At 69.7% G+C, this 15,168-nt stretch carries 20 protein-coding genes; 1 reads left to right on the top strand and 19 read right to left on the bottom strand.

Annotated features, from left to right (window positions below):
- The 17 genes from atpF to AABM41_02965 form a co-directional block, all read right to left on the bottom strand.
- Complete coding sequence (gene atpF / locus AABM41_03045) at window positions 1-498, bottom strand: F0F1 ATP synthase subunit B (protein ID MEK6191284.1); 498 nt, start codon at window positions 496-498, stop codon at window positions 1-3.
- Between the two features lie 12 nt (window positions 499-510).
- Window positions 511-732, bottom strand: a complete 222-nt coding sequence (gene atpE, locus AABM41_03040; GenBank protein ID MEK6191283.1) for an ATP synthase F0 subunit C — start codon at window positions 730-732, stop codon at window positions 511-513.
- A gap of 55 nt (window positions 733-787) precedes the next feature.
- Complete coding sequence (atpB, locus tag AABM41_03035) at window positions 788-1,489, bottom strand: F0F1 ATP synthase subunit A (GenBank protein ID MEK6191282.1); 702 nt, start codon at window positions 1,487-1,489, stop codon at window positions 788-790.
- Window positions 1,490-1,579: 90 nt separating this feature from the next.
- The gene (locus tag AABM41_03030; protein MEK6191281.1) at window positions 1,580-1,774 is read right to left on the bottom strand and encodes an AtpZ/AtpI family protein; all 195 of its coding nucleotides are present in this window, start codon (window positions 1,772-1,774) and stop codon (window positions 1,580-1,582) included.
- The gene (locus AABM41_03025; protein MEK6191280.1) at window positions 1,771-1,968 is read right to left on the bottom strand and encodes an AtpZ/AtpI family protein; all 198 of its coding nucleotides are present in this window, start codon (window positions 1,966-1,968) and stop codon (window positions 1,771-1,773) included. The genes AABM41_03030 and AABM41_03025 overlap by 4 nt, the downstream gene beginning before the upstream one ends.
- 93 nt (window positions 1,969-2,061) lie before the next feature.
- Window positions 2,062-3,324: a serine hydroxymethyltransferase gene (glyA, locus tag AABM41_03020; GenBank protein ID MEK6191279.1), complete on the bottom strand. Its 1,263-nt coding sequence runs from the start codon at window positions 3,322-3,324 to the stop codon at window positions 2,062-2,064.
- Between the two features lie 33 nt (window positions 3,325-3,357).
- Window positions 3,358-3,759 (bottom strand): DUF126 domain-containing protein, encoded by a 402-nt coding sequence (locus AABM41_03015; GenBank protein ID MEK6191278.1) that lies wholly within the window; start codon window positions 3,757-3,759, stop codon window positions 3,358-3,360.
- Window positions 3,756-5,015 (bottom strand): aconitase X catalytic domain-containing protein, encoded by a 1,260-nt coding sequence (locus AABM41_03010; GenBank protein MEK6191277.1) that lies wholly within the window; start codon window positions 5,013-5,015, stop codon window positions 3,756-3,758. The genes AABM41_03015 and AABM41_03010 overlap by 4 nt, the downstream gene beginning before the upstream one ends.
- An 8-nt stretch (window positions 5,016-5,023) precedes the next feature.
- The gene (gene rpiB, locus AABM41_03005) at window positions 5,024-5,476 is read right to left on the bottom strand and encodes a ribose 5-phosphate isomerase B (protein ID MEK6191276.1); all 453 of its coding nucleotides are present in this window, start codon (window positions 5,474-5,476) and stop codon (window positions 5,024-5,026) included.
- 4 nt (window positions 5,477-5,480) lie between these two features.
- Window positions 5,481-6,098 (bottom strand): L-threonylcarbamoyladenylate synthase, encoded by a 618-nt coding sequence (locus AABM41_03000; GenBank protein ID MEK6191275.1) that lies wholly within the window; start codon window positions 6,096-6,098, stop codon window positions 5,481-5,483.
- Window positions 6,095-7,012 carry a HemK/PrmC family methyltransferase gene (locus tag AABM41_02995; protein ID MEK6191274.1) on the bottom strand — a complete coding sequence of 306 codons (918 nt, stop codon included), beginning with the start codon at window positions 7,010-7,012 and terminating at the stop codon, window positions 6,095-6,097. The genes AABM41_03000 and AABM41_02995 overlap by 4 nt, the downstream gene beginning before the upstream one ends.
- Window positions 6,999-8,078 (bottom strand): peptide chain release factor 1, encoded by a 1,080-nt coding sequence (gene prfA / locus AABM41_02990; GenBank protein MEK6191273.1) that lies wholly within the window; start codon window positions 8,076-8,078, stop codon window positions 6,999-7,001. The genes AABM41_02995 and prfA overlap by 14 nt, the downstream gene beginning before the upstream one ends.
- Window positions 8,075-8,992, bottom strand: a complete 918-nt coding sequence (locus AABM41_02985) for a DUF1385 domain-containing protein (protein MEK6191272.1) — start codon at window positions 8,990-8,992, stop codon at window positions 8,075-8,077. The genes prfA and AABM41_02985 overlap by 4 nt, the downstream gene beginning before the upstream one ends.
- A 95-nt stretch (window positions 8,993-9,087) precedes the next feature.
- Window positions 9,088-9,294, bottom strand: coding sequence for a 50S ribosomal protein L31 (gene rpmE / locus AABM41_02980; GenBank protein MEK6191271.1), 207 nt, complete (start codon window positions 9,292-9,294; stop codon window positions 9,088-9,090).
- A gap of 3 nt (window positions 9,295-9,297) precedes the next feature.
- Window positions 9,298-9,558, bottom strand: a complete 261-nt coding sequence (gene rpmA / locus AABM41_02975; protein MEK6191270.1) for a 50S ribosomal protein L27 — start codon at window positions 9,556-9,558, stop codon at window positions 9,298-9,300.
- 2 nt (window positions 9,559-9,560) lie between these two features.
- Window positions 9,561-10,058, bottom strand: coding sequence for a 50S ribosomal protein L21 (gene rplU, locus AABM41_02970; GenBank protein MEK6191269.1), 498 nt, complete (start codon window positions 10,056-10,058; stop codon window positions 9,561-9,563).
- 97 nt (window positions 10,059-10,155) lie between these two features.
- Window positions 10,156-10,866: a DUF2344 domain-containing protein gene (locus tag AABM41_02965; GenBank protein MEK6191268.1), complete on the bottom strand. Its 711-nt coding sequence runs from the start codon at window positions 10,864-10,866 to the stop codon at window positions 10,156-10,158.
- A gap of 60 nt (window positions 10,867-10,926) precedes the next feature.
- Here AABM41_02965 and AABM41_02960 point away from each other — a divergent pair, with 60 nt between their 5' ends.
- Window positions 10,927-12,099: an AI-2E family transporter gene (locus AABM41_02960; GenBank protein ID MEK6191267.1), complete on the top strand. Its 1,173-nt coding sequence runs from the start codon at window positions 10,927-10,929 to the stop codon at window positions 12,097-12,099.
- A 16-nt stretch (window positions 12,100-12,115) separates the two neighbouring features.
- Here AABM41_02960 and AABM41_02955 read toward each other — a convergent pair whose 3' ends face one another.
- Complete coding sequence (locus AABM41_02955) at window positions 12,116-13,252, bottom strand: FtsW/RodA/SpoVE family cell cycle protein (protein MEK6191266.1); 1,137 nt, start codon at window positions 13,250-13,252, stop codon at window positions 12,116-12,118.
- 2 nt (window positions 13,253-13,254) lie between these two features.
- A complete protein-coding gene (gene mrdA, locus AABM41_02950) occupies window positions 13,255-15,168 on the bottom strand; it encodes a penicillin-binding protein 2 (protein MEK6191265.1) in 1,914 nt (637 codons plus the stop codon).

Genomic DNA, 15,168 nt, shown 5'->3' with positions numbered 1-15,168 from the left:
TCAGTTGTGGTTCTCGGACAGGAACTGTTTCACCAGCCGGCGCTGGGTCGGCGCGTCCATCTCGGCCCCGATCAATTTGCCGGCCGCCTCGAGCGCGAGGTCGGCCACCTCGCCTCGAATCTCGGCCAGCGCCCGGTCCTTCTCGGCCGAGATCTCCTCCTGGGCCCGAGCGGTGATCTGCTCCGCCGATGCCTTGGCCTCGGCCAGGATCTCGGCGCTGGTCGCCTCGGCCGTCTTGGCGGCGCGCTGAACCATGGCCTCGGCCTCGCGGCGCGCTTCGGTCAGCGCGGCCTCACGCTCGGCACGTGCCAGCTCTCGGTCCCGCGCGGCCGTCTCAGCGTCCTCCAGCCCCTGGCTGATCCGGCTCTGCCGATCGTCCAGCAGCCGCAGGACCCTCTTGAACAGAAACCGGTTCAGCAGGTACAGCAGGAGCAGGAAGTTGATGATCTGGAAGCCGAGCTTCCAGATGTCGACGCCGAACGCCTCGAAGAATGCCACTGGGCTGTGAGCCTAGACCGCGAAGAGCAGGATCAGACCGATGACCAGGGCATAGATGGCCATTGCTTCGGTCAGGGCGAGGCCCAGGATGTACGGGACGAAGATCGCGCCCGCAGCGTCCGGGTTCCGACCGATGGCCTCCATGGCCTTGCTGAAGCCGATCCCGATGCCGATCCCCGGGCCGATGGTGCCCAGGCCGATGGCCAGGCCGGCGGCGAGTAGCTGGAATTCCACGGTGTTCAATTCCTCCTTCTGGCTCCGCGTGAGAGGGGGCGGAGCATGCCCGTTGTCAGGCCGTTTCGGTGTGGGACTCGTGTTGCCGATGCTCGGCGATGGCCAGGGTGATGTAGGTCATGGTCAGAAGCGCAAAGACCAGGGCTTGCACGAAGCCGAAGATGAGCTCCAGGCCCAGGAACACGACCGGCACGATGATCGGCGCCAGGGCCAGCATGGTGGCCAGCAGCACCTCCCCCGCGAAGACGTTCCCGAAGAGCCGCATCGACAGGCTGATCAACCGTGACAGCTCGCTGATGATATGGATCGGGGTCAGGAGCGGGGTCATGTACGCCGGTTCGGCGATGAGAAGCTCCTTCAGGTAGCCACGCACGCCGTTGGCCCGGATTCCGAAGTAGACGAAGGCCACGAACGCGATGATGGCCAGCCCCAGGGTCAAGTTCAGGTCGGCGGATGCGGCGCGGATGAGTGGCACCAGCAGCTCCTCGCCGTGCTCGTCGTGGTGGACGATGCCAATCGTCCCGACGCCGGGGAGCAGCCCGATCCAGTTGGCCACCAGGACGAACAGGAAGATCGCCGCCACCAGGCCGACGTACTGGGCCCAGCGTGTGCCGCCGGTCCCACGGACGATCCCCGAGATCCACTCGATTGGCAGCTCGATCAGGCTCTGCAGACGGCCGGGGACTTGCTCGGCGCGACGGACGAACCAAGCGGCTGCCAGGAGCAGGATGACAGAGGTCAGCACGGCACCCACCATGCTGTTGGTCACCGTCAGCGGACCGAGGGCGAACAGCGGCTCCGCGGCGATCTCGACGTGAACCAGGCTGCGACCTCCTTCCGCGCTGAATTACTTCTTCATCGCGCGTCGCGCGACGTCCCAGATGGTCCACATCGCCGCCGCCACCCCGAACGCGGTCCCCATCAGCATCAGCACAGGTCGGGTACCCAACACGCTGTCCAGCAGCAGGCCGCCGAACAGCCCGATCATCACTGAAGCCCCGAGTCGGATCCCCAGGTCGAAGGCGACTCCCCAGTTGTTCATAGTTGATGCCCTGGATCGGTGTCCGGCGGCCGAGGTCGACGGACCTGGATGTAGAGCCAGATGCCGATTCCAGAGGTCAGGCTGCCGAGCACCAGGCCGCCGAGCACGAAAATCGGCGAGGTCCCAGCCTGCGCATCCAAGAGCAGACCGGCGACCACGCCGCCGAGCATCGGGACCGCCATGATCAGGGTCACCTCACCCAGGATCCTGCCCGGCCCGGCGCTCGTCCCTCGCTGCATTTCAGCTCGACTTCGGGCGATCGGAAACCGGCGCGAGTATAGCGCCGTTCAGGCGCGGGTCCACGCCAGGCCAGGGACCGGGAATCGCTGGGCCAGCGCGACGGCCCGTGCCCGCACGGCTGCCTGGGCCGCCGCGTCTCCGCGGGCCGCGATCCCATCCACGATCAGGCGACCGATCTCCGCCATCTCGTCCGGCCCCATCCCCCGACCGGTGACGCACGGCGTCCCGACCCGGATCCCGCTGGCCACCATCGGCGGGTTGGGGTCGTAGGGAATCGTGTTGCGGTTCACCGTAATGCTGACCTCGCCCAGTGACATGTCGGCCTCCTTGCCGGTCACCCCGAACGGCGTCACGTCGACCAGCAGCAGGTGGGTATCGGTCCCGCCCGAGACCAGAGAGGCGCCGTGCTCGGCCAGCGCGGCGCCGAGGGCGCGCGCGTTTTCGACCGTGCGCTCGGCATCGGCTCGAAACTCGGCGCTCATGGCCTGGCCGAAGGCCACCGCCTTGGCGGCGATGACGTGCATCAGCGGGCCACCCTGGATGGCCGGGAAGACGGCCCTGTCGATATCCTTCGCCAGGGCCTCGGTGCACAGGATCATGGCCCCTCGCGGCCCGCGCAGGGTCTTGTGGGTGGTGGTCGTCACCACCTGGGCGTGCGGCACCGGGCTGGGATGCACCCCGGCGGCCACCAGGCCGGCGAAGTGGGCCATGTCGGTCATCAGGATGGCCCCCACCTCATCGGCGATCTCCCGGAAGGCCGCAAAGTCCCAGTGCCGCGGATAGGCGGTGGCGCCGGTGACGATCAGCTTGGGTCGGTGTTCGCGGGCCAGGGTCCGCACCTCATCCAGGTCGATGATGTGAGTCACTCGGTCCACGTGATACGGAACGAAGTGGTAGTACTGCCCGCTGAAGTTCACCGGGGAGCCATGGGTCAAATGGCCTCCCTGGTCGAGCGCCAGCCCCAGGACGGTGTCGCCCGGCTTCAGGAGGGCATGGAAGACGGCCATGTTGGCCTGGGCGCCGGCGTGCGGCTGCACGTTGGCGTGCTCGGCCCCGAACAGCTGTCGGGCGCGGTCGCGGGCCAGGTTCTCAGCTCGATCCACGACCTCGCATCCGCCGTAGTAGCGGCGGCCCGGGTAGCCCTCGGCGTACTTGGCGGTCAGGACCGAGCCGGTGGCCTCGAGCACCGCCCGACTCGGGTAGCTCTCGGACGCAATCAGCTCCAGGTTCGAGCGGGCTCGTGCCTCCTCGTCCTGGACGACCTGCCAGATCTCAGGGTCCTCCGCCTGCAGCGAGGCCCAGGCATCCATCGGTCCATCTCCTCCGTGCGCGGACCCCGGAGTCTAGACCGCCGACACGCCTTCCGGACCGATTGTCACGGTCGCGCCATCCCGGATCGCGGCCAGGTCAGCGGCCGGGAGCACCAGGATCGGGATCTGGACCCCGTACAGCTCCTCGGCGACCGCGGCGCCAAGGGCCAGGATGAGGTCCGGCTCCCCGAGCACGATGGCGGCGGGCGCGGTACCGGCGCGTATGGCCTCGGCCAGGACGCTGGCGGACGACGAGGAGCCGCGTGCGGCGGGCAGCACCAGGACCCGCCCCGTGACCCGCGCTCCATGCTGCGGGTGGCGAACCTCGATCACCCGGCCCGTCGCGGGATCCAGGCCGCCCCACAGGGACAGGGGCTCGTCGAGGACCAGGGCAGGCCCTCGGGCTCGGCCCGGCGCGATCAGCCGCCCGCTCACGCCGTCCCCCATATGGCATCGCGGACGACGTGGCCCGCGACCGCCGATGCGACGCAGTCGGCCTGGCTGCCCAGCACGACCTCCGCGCCGATGTTGCCCGGCGCGTAGTAGGCCCACTTGCCCGAGTCGGTCATGACCGGCCCGTGCGGCGCCCGCAGGATGGGTGCGATGTACGAGCAGGTGTCGACCAGCAGCTCGGCCCCCGCGAGTCGCAACCGGTCCGCGACGCCCGATGCCTCCGCCTGGGCCAGCGTGTCGCGGGCGGTGGAGATGAGGAGCTCAACCCCCTCGGCCACGTGCTGCCCGTCCAGCAACCCGGATATGCGGGTCAGCTCGGCAGCCGAGGCGTGCGGGGTGCCCAGGCTCACGGCCACGATCCGTCCCTCTCCGTGGCCGCCGAGCTCGGCGCGGACGGCCCTCAAAGTGGCCATGTCGATGGTGCGCTCATCGTCCGATTCGGCGTCCTGGAGGGCGGCGGACAGGGTCGGCGCCTCCGGAGTTGAGCCGATGACGTGGACCAGGGCCACCGCGCCCGACGACGCGGCGGCCGCCCCGAGCGCCTTCAAGCGGTCCTCGGAGACGCCGGGAGGCAGGCCGTCAAGCGCGGCAACTCGCCCGCCCGCGATTCGGCCCACCACGATCCCCAGGACCGGGTACAGGCCGTCGTCGTCCAGAACCGCCGGCGGCACGTCGTTCCCGAGGCGGATCACCACCTGGGCCCGCCGCTCCTCAGTGCGATGCAGGCCGGCGTCGGGGACCCGCCCCACGACGGCCGCGGCGATGTCCAGGAAGTCCCCGTAGCGATTGGTCCGGGCGCCGAGCACCGAGTTGGCGAAGACGATGGCGTTCGACTCCCCCCACGCCACCTGGTCGCCGAGACCGGGTCGTGACTCGGCCAGCTGGTAGGGAGCGCAGGTGTAGGTCGGGCGGCAGCCGAGCGCTCGGTAGCGTTCCATCAGCCGCCGGCCGCGCTCCGCCAGATCAGGGTCGCCGCGCCACAGCTCGGGGTGGAGCAGATCGACGGCGCCCACGTTGAGGGTCGTCGGTACGCGGACCGCGGCCCCGCCGTCCACCAGGCGATCAACGAAGTCCAGCGTGGCCTGCCCGTGGTACAGGCACGAGTCGACGTGGGCCGCGCGGATGGGGATCAGTCGCTCGGCCCCCAGGACGTCTGCGGCGCGCACCACCAGGCGCATGGCGAGCGCGGTCCCGGGCCTGGAATCGCCCTCCAGCAGGGCCCGTTCGGACGGCTCCAGGTGCAGGCTCAGCGACCAGCCTCCTCGGCCTCCAGGGCGGCGATCTTGGCGACCCGCCGGACGTGACGCCCGCCCTCGAACTCGGCGTCCAGGAACTCCCGCACGCAGGCCTCGGCCACCTCCACGTTGGTCACCCGGGCCCCGATCGCGATGACGTTGGCGTCGTTGTGCTCCCGTCCCAGCCGGGCCACGACCGGGTTGGCGGCCTGCACGCAGCGAATGCCGCGGATCTTGTTGGCCACGATCGCCTCCCCCGTCCCGCTACCGCCCAGGACGATGCCGCGGTCGTATTCCCCACGGGCAACGGCGCGCGCCACCGGCGCGATGACGTCCGGGTAGTCGACCGGTTCTGGCGAGTCGGTCCCGAAGTCGCGGTACGCGATCCCCAGCTCGTCCAGCATGCGGCACAGCGCGGTCTTGAGCACGAATCCCGCATGGTCGGAGCCGATGGCGACGCGCATTGGGTCAGTCTATCGCCGGCTCCAGGTCCACGACCTCCGCCACCGCCTGCCGGCTGATGGCACCCTCGCGGAGCAGCCGGGCGGGCTCAGCCGTGAGGTCGACCACGGTCGACGCCGTGCCGCCCGGAGCCGGTCCGCCGTCGACGACCGCGGCTAGCAGGTCGCCATGCACGGCGAACGCGATCTGGACCTCGTCCGCTCCGAGGGTCTCCGGTTCGCCGCTCCGATTCGCGCTCGTCGCCAGCAGGGGTCCCGCCAGCCGGATCAAGGCCAGCGCGACGTCATGCGCAGGCACGCGGAATCCGAGCGCATCGCCGCCGTCGGAGGCTGGGAGGACCAGGGTCAGGGGACCGGGCCACCATCGGCCGGCGAGGCGTCTTGCCCGCTCATCCAGGACGTACCCGGCCGCCGTGACCTGGGACGCCTCGGCGACGAGGACCGGGATCGGCTTGTCCTCCGGCCTGCCCTTGAGCTTCACCAGATCCGACCGCTGTTCCTCGCGGCCAAAGGCACAGGCGACGCCATACACGGTGTCGGTGGGGAACGCGACCAGGTGCCCGTCGGCCATCAGCTCCGCGGCGGCGGCCAGGCCCTCGGGCGTCGCCGGCAGGATCTCGGTCACGGGAGCCGCTCCAAGCGGACGATCCGCTCGTGGCCCGCCAGGTCTCGAAGCGTCGAGACCGACCACGCCCCCGGAAGCGCCGCGGCCAGGGTCCGGATCGAGCCGGCCTGGTCCTCGCCAATCTCCAGGATCACGCTCCCGTGGGCGGCCAGGCGGTCGGGCAGGCGGGCCAGCAGCTCGCGGATCACGACCAGCCCATCGGCCCCGCCATCCAGCGCCGGCCCAGGCTCCCAGCCCAGGCTGCCCAGTCCGGCCTTGACTTCGGCGCTGCGCAGGTAGGGGAGGTTGGCGACAACGACGTCGGGAACCTCGGCCACAGTCCCAACCGGGTCGAGAAGATCCGCCACGGCCAGCGTCACCAGACGATCCACCCCGTGCCCGGCGAGGTTCTCGGCCGCCAGCTCAACGGCATCGGGCGCCACGTCGCTCGCCACCAGGCGGAGGCGGCCCAGGGTCAGGGCCGACCGGAAGCGCCGGGCGAGCACGACTGCCACGCCTCCGCCGCCGGTCCCGACCTCCCAGGCCAGGATCGGCCGGTCGTCGCGTCCCATGCGTTCGGCGATGTCTCCGATGGCCGCATCGGCCAGCAGCTCGGTCTCGGGGCGCGGAATGAGCGACCGGCGGTCGGTGGCGATCCGTAGGCCATACCACTCCTTGAAGCCGCGGATGTACGCGATCGGCTCGCCGGCGGCGCGCCGCTCCACCCAGGCGCTCAGGTCGGCCCCCGTCCGCCCCGGCATCGGCTCATCCAGGTGCGCCAGGAGCCACGCCCGATCGCGCTTCATGGAGTGCGCCACCAGGATCTCGGCATCCAGCCGCGGCGTTGGCGAACCCGCCACCCGGAGACGCTCCGTCGCGCCTGCCAATGCCGCGCCTGCCGTGGCCGGGAGGACGAGGGACTCAGCCGGAGGCATTGGCGCCGGCCGCGGCCAGGCGGGCCGCCTGATCCGCTTCCCGCAGCGGCTCGATCACGCGGTCGAGGTCACCGGCCAACAGGCCCGGCAGGTTGTGAACGGTCAGGCCGATCCGATGATCGGTGACCCGGTCAGCGGGAAAGTTGTAGGTCCGGATCTTCTCCGACCGCTCGCCGGTCCCGACCTGGGCCCGGCGCGCCTCCCCGCGCTCCTCCGCCTGGCGCGCCCGCTCAGCCTCCAGCAGTCGCGCGCGCAGCACCGACAGCGCCTTGGCCCGATTCTTGTGCTGGCTCTTCTCGTCCTGGATGGCGACTGCCATGCCGGTCGGCAGGTGCGTGATGCGCACGGCCGAATCGGTGGTGTTCACCGACTGGCCGCCAGGTCCGCTGGACCGAAAGGTCTCGATCCGAAGGTCACCCTCGTCGATGTCCACCTCGACCTCATCGGCCTCGGGCAGGACCGCCACCGTTGCGGTCGAAGTATGGATCCGGCCGCTGGACTCGGTGACCGGCACCCGTTGCACGCGGTGGACGCCGCTCTCGAACTTCAAGCGCGAATACGCCCCGTCGCCGGCGACCTCCGCGATGACCTCCTTGTAGCCCCCCGATGGGCTCTCGCTGGTGGACAGCAGGTCGACGCGCCAGCGGCGCTGCTCGGCGTACCGCTGGTACATGCGGTACAGGTCCGTCGCGAACAGCGACGCCTCATCCCCGCCGGTACCGGCACGGATCTCGAGGATCACGTCGCGCTCGTCGTTCGGGTCGCGGGGCACCAGCAGCCGCCGCAGTTCGGCGTCCAGGCCCGCCAGCCGGCCCTCCAGATCCTCCACCTCATCCCGGGCCATGGCGCGGACCTCCGGGTCGGCGTCCTCCAGCAGGCCGCGAGCCGAGGTCAGGGCCCCCTCGGTCTCGTCGCGCCCTCGCAGGGCGTCCACGATCGGCGCCAGCCGGGCCAGCTCGCGCCCATACCTCTCCAGTAGCTGCGGGTTGGTTGCGGTCTCCGGTCGGGCCAGCAGCGCGCTCAGCTCCTGGTGGCGAGCCGACAGCTCACCCAGGCGGTCCGTCATGCCCGCGCCCGGTCCTCGTCCATGACCCGCTGGAGAGCGGAGATGCTGACCTCGAGCATCCCGTGATCCGGTGGCCGGGTGGTCATCGACTGGAGCCACAAACCGGGCGCGTAGATGGCGCGGACAAGCCGATTGCCGTAGTGCCGGGCGCCGAAACGGACCAGCTCGTAGGCCACCGCGGCCACCACAGGCACCAGCGCGATGCGCGACAGCATGAGCAGCGGCAACGGCACGTTGGCCCGCGGGACGACCGAGAAGAACAGGATGCTGATGACCACCACGATCAGGATGAAGGTCGTCCCGCATCGGGTGTGGGCAGTGCTGAACCGATCCACCGACGCGGGCTCCAGGGCGGCATCGGCCTCGTGGGCGCTGATGGTCTTGTGCTCGGCCCCGTGATAGGCGAACACGCGCCGCACGTCCGACATGAGACCGATGAGACCCAGGTACACGACGAAGATCACGAGACGGAAGAGGCCCTCCAGCAGGTTGGCCACCAGGTCGCTGCCGGCGGCCTCCTCGGCGGCCTCGGACAGGAGCAGTGGCAGCACGAAGAACAGGGCGATCGCGAAGCCGAGCGACGCGATCATGGTGATGGCCAACGTGCCGCGCCCGATCTCGATCTCCTCGCCTTCCGCCGCCAGGGCCGCGGAGCGCATCAGCATCCGGGTTCCCAGCACCAGGGTCTCGTACAGCACGAGCACCCCACGGACCAGGGGCACGCGCAGCCACCGGCCGCCGCTCAGGGCTCGGGGCAGCGGCTCGGACGACGTCCGGATCTCGCCATCCGGCATCCGAACGCTCATGGCGGCCGTGGATTTGCCCCGCATCATGACCCCCTCGATGAGGGCCTGGCCGCCGTAGAAAAAGTCGGGCATCCGGTACTTGCGTGTCCCGGCCACGGCCTGGATCACGAACGGACCAGCCGCGATCAGCTGCTCGGGGATCAGGAAGGCCAGGTGGGGGACGAGCCGCGAGAGGCGGCCGGCGGTCGGTTGCCCCGACCGGGTCAGCGGGAGGCGCGCTCCATCCGCCGCTGGAACCGCTCTACCTGGCCCGCGGTGTCGACGATGTTCTGCGTGCCGGTGTAGAACGGATGGCAATTCGAACAGACCTCGACCCGGATCGACTCGGCGGTCGACCCGACCGTGAAGGTGGTCCCGCAAGCGCAGTGGACCTCAGCCTGATGGTACTGCGGATGAACGCCGGTCTTCATCGGTCAGCCCTCGGCTTCGACCACGCTGACCAGCTTGCGGTCGCGCGTCTCATGGGTGAAGCGAACCCGTCCATGGGCAGTGGCGAACAGGGTGTAGTCGCGCCCCATGCCGACGTTGGGCCCCGGATGGAACGTGCTGCCCCGCTGCCGAACGATGATCGTCCCGGCGAGGATCTGCTGCCCGTCGCCACGCTTTACGCCGAGCCGCTGGCCGGCGCTGTCGCGCCCGTTCTTGGATGAGGATCCAGCTTTCTTGTGTGCCATGCCTACTCTGTCTCCGATTTCGTCTTGCGCGAGGCCGCTGCCTTCCGTGGTGCCGCCGCCTTGCGCCGGGCCGCCGACTTGGGCGCGAGCTTGGCCGTCGTCTTGGGCGCGAGCTTGGCCGTCGTCTTGGGCGTGGCCGCCACTTTGGCCGTCGGCGCCGCCTTGGACGCGGCCTTGGCCGCTGTCGCAGCGGTCGCGATCTCGTCGATCCGGACCCGGGTCAACTCCGACCGATGACCGGTGCGCCGCCGGTAATGAGCCTTGGGCCGGAAGCGGAAGACGATGATCTTCGGACCGCGGCCGTGCTCGAGCACGGTGCCGCGCACCGTTGCCCCGCTCACGGTCGGGGTGCCAACCGTGACGCCGTCCTCGTCACCGACAAGCAGCACGCGGTCGAACGTCACCGTGGCTCCCGCCTCGGCGTCGAGACGGTCGATGACCAGGGTGCGCCCCGGCTCGACCCGATATTGCTTTCCGCCGTTGTCGACCACGGCGTACATGCTCGTTCTCCGTTGGATGGGGGATCAGCGCTCGCGATCAGTTCGCGAAACGCGCACGGACGGACACCGAGAAGGCGCCTCACGCGGACCTGCGAGTCTATCGGGCGACCGGAGGAGTGTCAACGAACAGGAGCCGGTGCCGGATGGTCCGGGTGGTGGCCAGCCCCAGACCCAGGGCGTCCACGACGTCCCGCGGCCGACCCGCTCCGCTCGGATCGAGGCGCAGCTGCATCCGGAGGCGTGCCGTTCGGGCGGCCTCGTCGACCTCAATTACCTCCAGGTCTTCGACGTAGGGCCGGAGATCCCGTTCGGCCGCGTCCGAACGGCGTTCGCTCTCCCCTCGCCGGCGCTGACCGGGCAGGCTGGTCGCAGCCAGGAGTCGGACCACGGCGGACCGTAGATCGTCCGCGGTCACGCCCTCGGGCGTGCTGACTTCGACCTCGTACTCGCCGCCCCGAACCTGGGACGCGGCCGAGGGAAACCCGTGCCACGCCTCGCGGGCGTCGATCATCGCCAGACCGTCGGTCAGGCCCTCCCCCGCCGCGAGCACCCGCTCCTGGGGGACGAGCTCGTCGAACCAGACCTCCACGATATCCCCGCGCAGCTCCACCCCCGCCGGCGCGCTGGCCGCTAGCCGCAGGCGTGGCCGGGGACGCGCGGCGGCGGTCCGGGAGAGGGGGAGCGCGGCCTCGGTCAGGACGCGCTGGAACTCGGCCAGGATGTCCTGCTGGCGCAGCCGGAGCGCGGGCTCGGCCCGAGAGAACAAGATCTGCCAGCGCTGGCGCGGGGCGGTTTCCTGAGGGCTCATGGCCCGACGATGGTAGCGCTCCTGGCACCCACGTTCCCCGCTCGGCTAGGATGCCGGCGCATGGGGTTCGTCGCCCGCCACCGCCTGGAACTGTTCGTCACGTTCGCGATCCTGCTGCTGGCGCTCGCCCTGTGGCTGGCGCGCTCGGCGCTCCCCGTATTCGCGATTGCCATCGCTCTGGCCTTCCTGCTCGATCCGCCGGTGACCGCACTCCAGCGTCGCGGCATCCCTCGCGTGGCTGGCATCCTCCTGGTCTACGTGGCGGTGGTGGCGGCCGTCATCGGGCTGGGATTACTCCTCCTCCCGCCGCTTTTCGATCAGCTCCGCCGGTTCCTGGAGCAGCTCCCAACCCTCGCCGCCCAGTTCGTGGAATGGGAGCAGGCAATCATGGAATGGCTAACCGGCCTTCCGCTGCCCGAACCCATCCGCGACGCGCTGGACTCGATCATCGGGAGCGGGCAGCAGGCCGTCGTGGCTCTGCTGGAGGCCATCGTCGGGCCGCTCCTGAGCCTGATTGCGCGCGCCGCGGGATTCGTATTCGGGTTGGTCGTGGTTCCGGTTTGGCTCCTGTACGTCCTCAAGGATCGCGAGCGTCTGCCGGATGGCATCCTGGGCCTGCTGCCCTCCGGCTGGCGCCCGGACGCGAGTCACGCCATGGGATTGACCACCAGCATGATCGGTCGCTGGATCCGGGGTCAGCTCCTGCTGGGCGCCGTGATCTTCGTCGCCACCCTGGTCGGCTTGCTGGTCCTTTCCGCTATCGGCTTCCGGGAGTTCGCCGACTTCGCGGTGCTGTTGGCACTGGTGGCCGGCGTCCTCGAGCTGGTCCCGATCATCGGTCCCATCATCGCGGCCGTCCCGGCGGTCCTCATCGGCGCATCCATCTCGCCCGGGGCGGCGCTGGCGGCGGTCGCCCTGTACACCGTCGTCCAGCAGCTCGAGAACCACCTGCTGGTCCCAAAGGTCATGGGCGGCGCCGTCGACCTCCATCCGGCGGTCGTCATCCTGTCGCTGATCGTGGGCGCCTCGTTGTTCGGGCTGTGGGGCGCCATCCTGGCCGCCCCCGTCGTCGCCCTCGGCCGCGACCTGTATCGGTACGCCTTCCGGCGGCTGGAGGGTGGAGCGCCGGATGACGCGCGTGCCTTCGCCGGCCACTCCAGATCCGGTCCGTCACCCCCGACCGCACCCCCGACCCCGCCGCCGACCCCGCCCCCCGAAGCCGAGGCTGCCTGACTGGCTCGGCCGCCCCTTAGAAGGTTTCGGTCCGGGTGTGCATCCGAACGGATTGGAGGATCCCCATCCCGAACAGGATAGAGACCGTCGACGAGCCGCCGTACGTGATCAACGGCAACGGGATGCCGGTCACCGGCAGCAACCCGATGACCATGCCGATGTTGACCACGACCTGGAACAGCAGCATGGTCGCCAGGCCCATGGCTACCAGTCGGCCCAGACCGTCGCGCGCTCGCCAGCCGATGATCGTGATCCGCCACAGAAGCAGGCCGAAAAGCGCCAGCAGGATGAGGCCGCCCACCAACCCCAGCTCCTCGGCCACGATCGTAAAGATGAAGTCCGTGGTCTGGACCGGCAGGAACCCCAGCTGGTTGGCGTGGCCAGCCGTCAGCCCCTGTCCCAGCCATCCGCCGGACCCGACCGCATTGAGCGCCTGGACGAGCTGGTAGCACGCCCCCTGCGGGTCCAACGCCGGATCGAGGAAGCACGTCAGGCGCGACAGCTGGTAGTCGGCAAGGGCGTTGAGCACGATGGGTGTCAGGGCGATCGTGATACCGCCCAGCAGGGCCATCCACCCGATGCTGGCGCCGCTGATGAACAGCATGCCGCCGAGGATGGCCACGAACACGAGCGCGGTGCCCAGGTCGGGTTGGCGCAGGACGAGGGCGGTCGGAAGCACCGTCAATAGTGCGGCCCCGATGATCGTCGAGAGCCGCCCGATGCCCTGGCCGCGGCCCGCCAGGAACGCCGCAAGGACGACCACCATGAGCACCTTGCCGATCTCGGAGAACTGGAAGTCAAGCCCGCCGATGGTCACCGACAGCTGGGCGCCGAACACCTCGTTCCCGGCCAGCAGGTTCAGCACCAGCAGGCCCAGGGTGATGAGGTAGATCGGCAGGGCGAACGTCCGCAGCCAGTGGTAGTCCACCGATGCGGCGACCGCCAGCACGGCAAAGCCGATCCCACTCCAGATGACGGTCTTCACCGGTTGCGGGATGACCCCGGGTGGCGACGGGCCGTCGTTCCAGCCGGCGGACACGCCGAGGATGACGCCAAAGCCCAGCAGCAGGACCACGTACAGAGTCAACTGCCAGTCAAAGTCGCGCCAGCGAGCGGTTGGGGCGACCTCGAAGGTGGTGACCGCGACGCCCACGCTCAGTTGCCTCCCGAGAGTTGCCGCAGGGTCACCGGGTCCAGCCGGAGATCCTGGTCGAGGCCGAAGTACTGCTGGAGGAAGTACTTCACCACTTCGGTCGACACGTTCCCGATGACGGTGGCCCGATATGTGAACGTGATGACCGCCAGCGGCGAATCGGTCGCGCCGGGGGTCGAGGGCAGCCAGGCCACGAACCACGAGTGAAACGGCAGCACGCCCTCGGCATCGGGGAGGCCGAATTCCGCCGTGCCCGTCTTGCCCGACAGCGCGCCGGGCAGGCGCAGATCGCTGATGTTGTACGCGTGACCGGTGGTGATGACCTCCCGGGCGCCAATGCGCATCAGGCTCAGGTTGTCGGGGTCGGCCGCCACCTCGTGCAGGACCTCGGGCTCGTACCGATCCACCAGGTTGCCGTCGGCGTCGGCTTCACCGAGCACGATCTGGGGTCGCATCAGGTGCCCGCCGTTGGCCAGCGCGGCATACGCGTTCAGCAGCTGGAGCGGGGTGACCGCAATGACGTTCTGCCCGATCCCGGCCTGGGCCAGCTCCCCGGTGTACACGCCCGTACGACCCTGGGTGTGAGCCCACTCGGTGGACGCGATGATCCCGCTTGCCTCATTTGGGAGATCGATCTCGGTGGGTGCGCCGAAGCCCAGCTCATAGGCCCATTTCGCCAGCCGGTCTACGCCCAGGTGGACGGCCATCTGGTAGAAGAACGTGTCGGAGCTGATCGCGAACGCCTCGACCATGTTCAGGGGGCCGAATCCACGCCGGTTCCAGTCGTACAGACAGTCACCGGCCGGAGCGCCGGGGATCTGGTAGCACCCGTAGGTCTGCCACCGGCGGGCCGAGGTGGTGACCCCTTCCTGCAGGGCGGCCAGACCGGTCACCAGCTTGAATGTGGATCCAGGTGGGTAGATGTCGCTGATGGCATGGTTGCGGAGCGGCAGGTTGGGATCGGTCAGGTACGCCTGGTAGAGCTCGTCGGGGATGCCGCCGGCGAACGCGTTGTTGTCGTAGGCCGGCAGCGACACCATCGCCAAGATCTCGCCGGTCTGGGGGTTCATTACGATCGTGACCCCCTGGCTGACGTTGGCCTCCCGCATGCCCCACAGGAGTGACTCGGTGGCCATCCGCTGGAGCCGCGCGTCGATCGTCAGCACCAGGTTCCGTCCGGCCGTCGGGTCCCGGGTCTCCTCCACGACCTTCACCAGCCGGCCCGATACGTCGCGCTCCCAGCGCGCGGATCCGTACTCGCCTCGCAGTTCGGACTCGAATGCGGCCTCGATCCCCGTCCGCCCGATGGGGTCGTCGTGCAGATAGCCCGCCTCCGCAAGGTGCTCAAGCTCATCGGCGTTGACCGGACCGGTGTAGCCGACGATATGGGAAAGGAGCGTGCCGTCCGGATTGCCGAGCTCGTTGAGGTATTGGCGCCTGGCCACGACCTGGAGCTCGATGCCGGGCAATGACTCGCTCTTCTCGGCAAGCACCAGCGCCGCGGCGCGGTCGATGTCGGTCGCCAGCGGCACCAGGTCGAAGGGCGACCCCGCGAAGGCGTCCAGCCGTGCCGACAGCTCACTGGCGGGGAGCCCCACGAGCTCCGCTACTCGGCGCAGGACCCCGTCCTGTCGTGCTGCAGGCAGATCTGCGGGCCGAACCGCCACCGTCCAGGTCGGCACGTTGATGACCAGCGGTCGCCCCTCGCGATCAAGGACCAGCCCGCGCTGGGACGGAATCGCCACGTCCACGGTCCGCGCGGCCTCCGCCTGCTCGGCGCGGGCCCTCCCTTCGATTACCTGGAGCTGGAAGAGCCGGCCCGCCAGCACGGTGAACAGGAGCAACCCGATGACCCCGAATGCGATGAACCGGGGACCGGATCGCTGCAGATCCGGGTGCTCGAACTGCGTGCCCAC

The sequence above is a fragment of the Chloroflexota bacterium genome (genome assembly GCA_038040195.1).
In the GTDB taxonomy this organism is placed as follows: domain Bacteria; phylum Chloroflexota; class Limnocylindria; order QHBO01; family QHBO01; genus DASTEQ01.
This window is presented reverse-complemented; position numbering and strand designations above follow the sequence as displayed.

Bases quoted from the DNA above. Each gene is read 5' to 3' on its own strand.
- rplU (MEK6191269.1), bottom strand. From the start codon at position 10,058: ATGTACGCCGTGGTCGACAACGGCGGAAAGCAATATCGGGTCGAGCCG.
- prfA (MEK6191273.1), bottom strand. From the start codon at position 8,078: ATGACGGACCGCCTGGGTGAGCTGTCGGCTCGCCACCAGGAGCTGAGC.
- atpB (MEK6191282.1), bottom strand. From the start codon at position 1,489: ATGGTGGGTGCCGTGCTGACCTCTGTCATCCTGCTCCTGGCAGCCGCT.
- AABM41_02995 (MEK6191274.1), bottom strand. From the start codon at position 7,012: ATGCCTCCGGCTGAGTCCCTCGTCCTCCCGGCCACGGCAGGCGCGGCA.
- rpmE (MEK6191271.1), bottom strand. From the start codon at position 9,294: ATGAAGACCGGCGTTCATCCGCAGTACCATCAGGCTGAGGTCCACTGC.
- rpiB (MEK6191276.1), bottom strand. From the start codon at position 5,476: ATGCGCGTCGCCATCGGCTCCGACCATGCGGGATTCGTGCTCAAGACC.
- AABM41_02965 (MEK6191268.1), bottom strand. From the start codon at position 10,866: ATGAGCCCTCAGGAAACCGCCCCGCGCCAGCGCTGGCAGATCTTGTTC.
- AABM41_02960 (MEK6191267.1), top strand. From the start codon at position 10,927: ATGGGGTTCGTCGCCCGCCACCGCCTGGAACTGTTCGTCACGTTCGCG.
- rpmA (MEK6191270.1), bottom strand. From the start codon at position 9,558: ATGGCACACAAGAAAGCTGGATCCTCATCCAAGAACGGGCGCGACAGC.
- AABM41_03030 (MEK6191281.1), bottom strand. From the start codon at position 1,774: ATGAACAACTGGGGAGTCGCCTTCGACCTGGGGATCCGACTCGGGGCT.
- glyA (MEK6191279.1), bottom strand. From the start codon at position 3,324: ATGGATGCCTGGGCCTCGCTGCAGGCGGAGGACCCTGAGATCTGGCAG.